Origin of the sequence: Pseudomonas sp. BCA17, assembly GCF_004519405.1 — a bacterium.
Lineage (GTDB): Bacteria > Pseudomonadota > Gammaproteobacteria > Pseudomonadales > Pseudomonadaceae > Aquipseudomonas.
Window position 1 is genome coordinate 245793 of record NZ_SGWI01000009.1, and the last position, 6372, is coordinate 252164.

At 59.0% G+C, this 6372-nt stretch carries 5 protein-coding genes; 2 read left to right on the forward strand and 3 right to left on the reverse strand.

Features of this window, described 5'->3' with window-relative positions; translation table 11 throughout:
• Positions 1-2: 2 nt before the first annotated feature.
• From EXW71_RS27210 to EXW71_RS27220, 3 genes are all read right to left on the reverse strand, one after another.
• Positions 3-662 (reverse strand): TetR/AcrR family transcriptional regulator, encoded by a 660-nt coding sequence (locus EXW71_RS27210; protein WP_123714333.1) that lies wholly within the window; start codon positions 660-662, stop codon positions 3-5.
• Positions 663-749: 87 nt separating this feature from the next.
• Positions 750-2144: a uracil-xanthine permease family protein gene (locus tag EXW71_RS27215; RefSeq protein WP_123714334.1), complete on the reverse strand. Its 1395-nt coding sequence runs from the start codon at positions 2142-2144 to the stop codon at positions 750-752.
• An 88-nt stretch (positions 2145-2232) separates the two neighbouring features.
• Positions 2233-3153, reverse strand: a complete 921-nt coding sequence (locus EXW71_RS27220; protein ID WP_123714335.1) for a LysR family transcriptional regulator — start codon at positions 3151-3153, stop codon at positions 2233-2235.
• Positions 3154-3278: 125 nt separating this feature from the next.
• On the opposite strand from EXW71_RS27220, the gene EXW71_RS27225 reads away from it, so the two are divergent.
• Together EXW71_RS27225 and EXW71_RS27230 are read left to right on the forward strand one after the other, a co-directional pair.
• Entirely contained in the window at positions 3279-4628 is a 1350-nt protein-coding gene (locus tag EXW71_RS27225; protein ID WP_123714336.1) for an aspartate aminotransferase family protein, read from the forward strand.
• Between the two features lie 39 nt (positions 4629-4667).
• A complete protein-coding gene (locus EXW71_RS27230) occupies positions 4668-6161 on the forward strand; it encodes a CoA-acylating methylmalonate-semialdehyde dehydrogenase (RefSeq protein ID WP_134660920.1) in 1494 nt (497 codons plus the stop codon).
• Positions 6162-6372: the final 211 nt, after the last annotated feature.

The following is a 6372-nucleotide window of genomic DNA, read 5'->3' on the forward strand; positions in this document are numbered from 1 at the left end:
GTTTATGGGGCTGGCTTGATGCCACAGCCTTTGAGAATGATGTGGATCAGGTTAGTGCCGGCATCTTCCATGTCCTGCTTGGTCAGCTTGGTGCGGCCGGTGACGCGGCAGATTTGCGTCGCGAAGTCGGCATAGTGTTGGGTGCTGCCCCACAGCAGGAAGATCAGGTGCACAGGATCGATAGGGTCCATCTTGCCCGCTTCGATCCATGCCTGGAACACCGCCGCCCGGCCGCTGAACCAGGCGCGGTAGTCCTGGCTGAAATACTCGGTAAGGCATTCGCCGCCGCTGATGATCTCCATCGCGAAGATCCGCGAGGCTTGCGGGTGACGCCGGGAGAACTCCATTTTGGTGCGGATGTAGCGAGTGAGCGCCACCGCCGGGTCGTCCTCGGCGGTCAGCGCGTTGAAGGTGCTGTCCCACAGTTCGAGGATGTTGCTGAGCACCGCGATGTACAGGCCCAGTTTGTTGGTGAAGTAGTAATGCAAGTTGGCCTTGGGCAGCCCGGCACTCGATGCGATGGTGTTCATGCTGGTGCCTTTGTAGCCGTGGCGCGCGAACTCATCTTCAGCGGCCTGAAGAATCGCTTGTTCGTTCTTTTGTCGAATGCGGCTGGCGGGCTTACCGGCGTGGTGGCTGTGGGCAGGAACTTCGAGGCTCATGGAGGTTTCCGTGCTGATCGATAGAGACGACGTGTGCACAGATAACCCACCCTCAAGCCTCAGACAAGTCCCGATGCAATAAAACCCTTAAAGCGGTTCCAGCGTGTCGCTTTCCGCAGTGTGATTTGCGCCAGCGCGACTGGCTTTGGCTTCGGGCAATAACAGGCACAACAGGATCGCCGTCAGCCCTCCGCTGGTGATGGCCGAGTCGAACAGGTTCTGCACCAGGGCCGGCATCAAATGCAGCAGGTTGGGTTGCGCGGCGATGCCCAGGCCCACGCCAAACGAGGTGGCGATGATCAGCATGCTGCGCCGGTCCAGCGGCGCCTGGGCGAGGATGCGTACACCCGCGGCGGCTACGCTGCCGAACATCACCAGGGTTGCACCGCCCAATACCGGCTTGGGGATTTGCTGCAGTACGGCACCAATCAGCGGAAACAAACCGAGACAGAACAGCACGAGGCCTATGTATAAGCCTACGTAACGGCTGGCCACGCCGGTGAGCTGGATAACACCGTTGTTCTGCGCAAAGGTGGTGTTGGGAAAGGCGCTGAAAGTGGCGGCGATCATGCAACTGACGCCATCGCCCAATACGCCGCCCTTGAGTCGGTTGATATAAGACGGGCCACTGATGGGTTGGCGGGCGATCATGCAATTGGCGGTGAGGTCGCCCACGGTTTCGATACTGCTGATCAGGTAAATCAGCGCGATCGGCAGGAAGGCGCTCCAGTCGAAATTGAAACCAAAGCGAAACGGGATCGGCAGGCTGATCAAGGGCAAGTCAGGCAGAGCTTGAGGGACCAGTTTACCGCTCAACCAGGATGCAAGGCTGCCGAGGGCCAATCCGATAATGATCGCGGAGAGGCGCACCCATGGCGTGTTCGAGCGGTTGAGCAGGATGATCGTCAGCACCACGAACAGGCCCAGGGCCAGGTTGATGGGCGCGCCGAAGTCAGGAGCGTTGAAACCACCGCCCAGGTCGGTGATGCCCACTTTGATCAGGCTGATGCCGATCAGCGTGATGACAATCCCGGTCACCAACGGCGTGATTACCCGACGCAACTGGCCGATAAAACGGCTCAGTACGATCTGTACCAGAGCACCGAAAAAGCACACGCCGAAGATCATCGCCATGATGTCCTCCGGGCTACCGCCGCGTTGCTTGACCAGGAAACCTGCCGACAGCACCGCGCCGAGAAACGCAAAGCTGGTGCCTTGCAGGCAGATCATGCCGGCACCAATGCCAAATGGTCTGCGCGCCTGGATGAAGGTTCCTACGCCGGAGACCATGAGCGCCATGCTGATCAGGTAGGGCAGGTGGGCGGTCAGGCCCAGAGTGGACCCGATGATCAGCGGCGGGGTGATGATGCCGACGAAGGCAGCCAGCACATGTTGCATGGCGGCCAGGCATGCGGCGGTGGGTTTGGGCCGGTCGTTGAGGCCGTAGATCAGGTCGCTGGTGGTGGAGGATTCTGGTGGCATGGCGGGCAAACTCAAGGCGGACGGTTCAAGGTCCTGGGGCTCTTGCAAAAAGCTGTCCAGTTGCTCAGCTTTTTACGTAAGGCCCGAGTTAGCGCGTTGCGGCCAGACTTTCGAGGAAGCTTTCCAGCACCAAATGAGGGCGACGCCCCTTGCGCGTGACCGATGCCAGGCTTAAATCGTAAAAGCGTGTAGCCGATTTCAACGGGCGCAGTCGGCCTTGTTGCACCCAGAGGCTGGCGTAGTGGTCGGGCAGGTAACCGATATAGCGCCCGGTGAGGATCAGGAACGCCATGCCTTCGCGGTCCGATGCGCTGGCGGTGCAGTTGAGGGCCTGATAATGGGCCTGGATCTCGGCAGGCAGACGGAAAGTGGGGGCGATGGCGTCCTGGCTGTCGATGCGGGCGTCGTCCAGCAGCGTGTCGTCGGCATAAAACAGCGGATGGCCGACGGCGCAGTAGAGCAGCGAACGTTCGCTGTACAACGGCTGGTATTCGAGACCCGAAAGAGCGCTGGCCTGAGGCACTACGCCGACATGCAGGCGGCCGTCGAGTACGCCTTGTTCGACCTCATTGGGCGCGATCATGCGGATCTGGATCTGCACGTCCGGGCCACGCTCTTTCAACTGCGCCAGAGCGTGGGTAATACGCATGTGGGGCAGGGTGACCAGGTTGTCGGTGAGGCCGATGATCAGCTCACCGCGCAAATGCTGGTGCAGGCCGTTGACCTCGGTGCGGAAACTTTCCAAGGCACTTAAGAGTTGCAGCGCCGACTGATATACCTCACGGCCTTCTTCCGTCAGGGAAAAACCGGCACGGCCGCGCTGGCAAAGCCTTAAACCGAGGCGTTGCTCCAGGTCACTCATTTGCTGGCTGATGGCCGAGCGCCCGATGCCTAGCACGGTTTCGGCTGCCGAGAAGCCACCGCATTCCACTACGCTGCGAAAGATGCGCAGCAGGCGGATATCGAAGTCGCTGACTTGGGCCAGGGGATCGGGGCGACGGCTGCTCATAGTTTAGTGAATGCCTGACTGAAGGTTATAAAAGTTGGATTTCACCGACTTTATCGCCGTGGCAATTTAGCTGCAACACTGCTTTCCAATCCCGACGCTGCCTTTTGCCCCGCGAGGTTTTGCTGATGAACATGCCTGAAAACGCGCCTTCGTCCCTGGCCAGCCAACTGAAGTTGGATGCACACTGGATGCCTTATACCGCTAACCGTAACTTTCAGCGTGACCCGCGCCTGATCGTGGCCGCCGAAGGCAGTTGGTTGACCGATGACAAGGGCCGCAAGGTGTACGACTCGTTGTCGGGTTTGTGGACCTGCGGCGCGGGGCACACACGTAAAGAAATCCAGGAGGCGGTCGCCAAGCAATTGGGCACCCTGGATTACTCTCCAGGCTTCCAATACGGTCATCCGTTGTCCTTCCAGTTGGCGGAAAAGATTACCAGCCTGACGCCTGGCAACCTGAACCACGTATTTTTCACCGACTCCGGCTCCGAGTGCGCCGATACGGCAGTGAAGATGGTGCGTGCCTACTGGCGCCTGAAGGGCCAGGCGACCAAGACCAAGATGATCGGCCGCGCCCGTGGCTATCACGGTGTGAACATCGCCGGCACCAGCCTCGGCGGCGTCAACGGCAACCGTAAGATTTTTGGTCAGGCCATGATGGACGTTGACCATCTGCCGCATACCTTGCTGGCGAGCAATGCGTTCTCCCGTGGCATGCCGGAGCAGGGCGGTATCGCGCTGGCCGATGAGCTGCTCAAACTGATCGAATTGCACGACGCCTCGAACATCGCCGCTGTGTTTGTCGAGCCGATGGCTGGTTCTGCCGGCGTACTGGTGCCGCCTCAGGGGTATCTGAAGCGTCTGCGTGAAATTTGTGACCAGCACAACATCCTGTTGGTGTTCGATGAAGTGATCACCGGTTTTGGCCGCACCGGTTCGATGTTCGGTGCCGACAGTTTTGGAGTGACCCCGGACCTGATGTGCATCGCCAAGCAAGTTACCAACGGCGCGATCCCGATGGGGGCGGTGATTGCCAGCAGCGAGATCTATCAAACCTTTATGAACCAGGCGACGCCCGAGTACGCGGTGGAATTCCCCCATGGCTACACCTACTCGGCACACCCGGTAGCCTGCGCGGCGGGGCTGGCGGCATTGGATCTGTTGCAGAAGGAAAACCTGGTGCAGAGCGTAGCCGAAGTCGCCCCGCACTTTGAGAATGCGTTGCACGGCTTGAAGGGCAGCAAGAACGTGATCGATATCCGCAACTACGGTCTGGCGGGCGCGATCCAGATTGCCCCACGCGACGGTGATGCCATCGTGCGTCCATTCGAAGCCGGCATGGCCTTGTGGAAGGCTGGTTTCTACGTGCGCTTTGGCGGCGACACCCTGCAGTTCGGGCCAACGTTCAACAGCAAGCCGCAGGATCTGGATCGCTTGTTCGACGCGGTCGGCGAAGTGCTGAACAAGATCGACTGATTTCTCCTTCTATATAGAACAATTTTTCAGGAGCCCTGCATGAGCCTTATCCAACACTTGATCAACGGTGAGTTGGTCAATGACAGCGGTCGTAGCGCCGACGTGTACAACCCTTCTACCGGCAAGGTGATCCACCAGGTGCCGTTGGCCAGTCGCGAAACCATTCAACAGGCGATTGACTCGGCCAAGGCCGCGTTTCCGGCTTGGCGTAATACCCCGCCAGCCAAGCGCGCCCAGGTGATGTTTCGTTTCAAGCAATTGCTGGAGCAGAACGAAGCACGTATCTCGCAGTTGATCAGCGAAGAACACGGCAAGACCCTGGAGGACGCTGCGGGTGAGTTGAAGCGTGGGATCGAGAACGTCGAATACGCATGCTCGGCACCGGAGATCCTCAAAGGTGAATACAGCCGCAACGTGGGGCCGAACATTGATGCATGGTCGGATTTCCAGCCGTTGGGCGTGGTAGCCGGTATCACACCGTTCAACTTCCCGGCGATGGTGCCGTTGTGGATGTACCCGCTGGCTATCGTCTGCGGTAACTGTTTCATCCTGAAACCGTCGGAGCGTGATCCAAGTTCGACGTTGCTGATTGCGCAACTGCTGCAGGAAGCCGGTTTGCCTAAGGGCGTGCTGAGCGTGGTACACGGGGACAAGGGCGCAGTGGACGCGCTGATCGAAGCACCCGAAGTAAAAGCCTTGAGTTTTGTAGGCTCGACACCGATTGCCGAGTACATCTATTCCGAAGCAACCAAGCGCGGCAAGCGCGTACAAGCGCTGGGCGGAGCGAAGAACCACGCGGTGCTGATGCCGGATGCTGATCTGGACAACGCAGTGAGCGCCTTGATGGGGGCGGCGTATGGTTCCTGCGGCGAGCGTTGCATGGCTATCTCGGTGGCCGTATGCGTGGGCGACCAGGTGGCGGACGCGTTGATTGCCAAGTTGGTGCCGCAGGTCAAGTCTCTGAAGATCGGCGCGGGCACTTCTTGTGGCCTGGATATGGGACCTTTAGTCACGGGCCAGGCGCGGGATAAGGTCAGTGGTTATATAGAAGAGGGTGTAGCGGCAGGTGCCGATTTGGTGGTTGATGGTCGCGGCTTGAGTATTTCCGGCTATGAAGAAGGTTTCTTCCTCGGCGGCAGCCTGTTTGACCGTGTGACCCCTGAGATGCGGATCTATAAAGAAGAGATCTTTGGGCCTGTGCTGTGTGTGGTCCGGGTGAACAGCCTGGAAGCGGCGATGCAACTGATCAACGATCACGAATATGGCAATGGCACCTGCATCTTCACCCGTGACGGGGAAGCGGCACGCTTGTTCTGTGACGAGATTGAAGTGGGCATGGTTGGCGTAAACGTTCCACTGCCGGTGCCGGTGGCCTATCACAGCTTTGGAGGCTGGAAGCGTTCACTGTTTGGCGACCTGCATGCCTATGGGCCGGATGGGGTGCGTTTCTATACCCGCCGCAAAGCAATCACCCAGCGCTGGCCGCAGCGGGCCAGCCATGAAGCGTCGCAGTTTGCCTTCCCCAGTTTGTAAGGCGAATTGAAAGCCGGCCCATCTGGGCCGGCTTTGCTTTTTTTGGGGCTTTTTGACTGATATGACAGAAATATGAAAAAAAGCGGTTGACGGCAGAATCTGGAGGCCTATAATTCGCCCCACTTCCGGCGCAGTCGAAACTGAAAACTCCTTGCTAAACAAGAAGTTGCGCAGAATCAGGCAGCGAATGGCTTCAGTTCATCGAAGCCCA

Bases quoted from the DNA above. Each gene is read 5' to 3' on its own strand.
- EXW71_RS27210 (WP_123714333.1), bottom strand. From the start codon at position 662: ATGAGCCTCGAAGTTCCTGCCCACAGCCACCACGCCGGTAAGCCCGCC.
- EXW71_RS27215 (WP_123714334.1), bottom strand. From the start codon at position 2,144: ATGCCACCAGAATCCTCCACCACCAGCGACCTGATCTACGGCCTCAAC.
- EXW71_RS27220 (WP_123714335.1), bottom strand. From the start codon at position 3,153: ATGAGCAGCCGTCGCCCCGATCCCCTGGCCCAAGTCAGCGACTTCGAT.
- EXW71_RS27225 (WP_123714336.1), top strand. From the start codon at position 3,279: ATGAACATGCCTGAAAACGCGCCTTCGTCCCTGGCCAGCCAACTGAAG.
- EXW71_RS27230 (WP_134660920.1), top strand. From the start codon at position 4,668: ATGAGCCTTATCCAACACTTGATCAACGGTGAGTTGGTCAATGACAGC.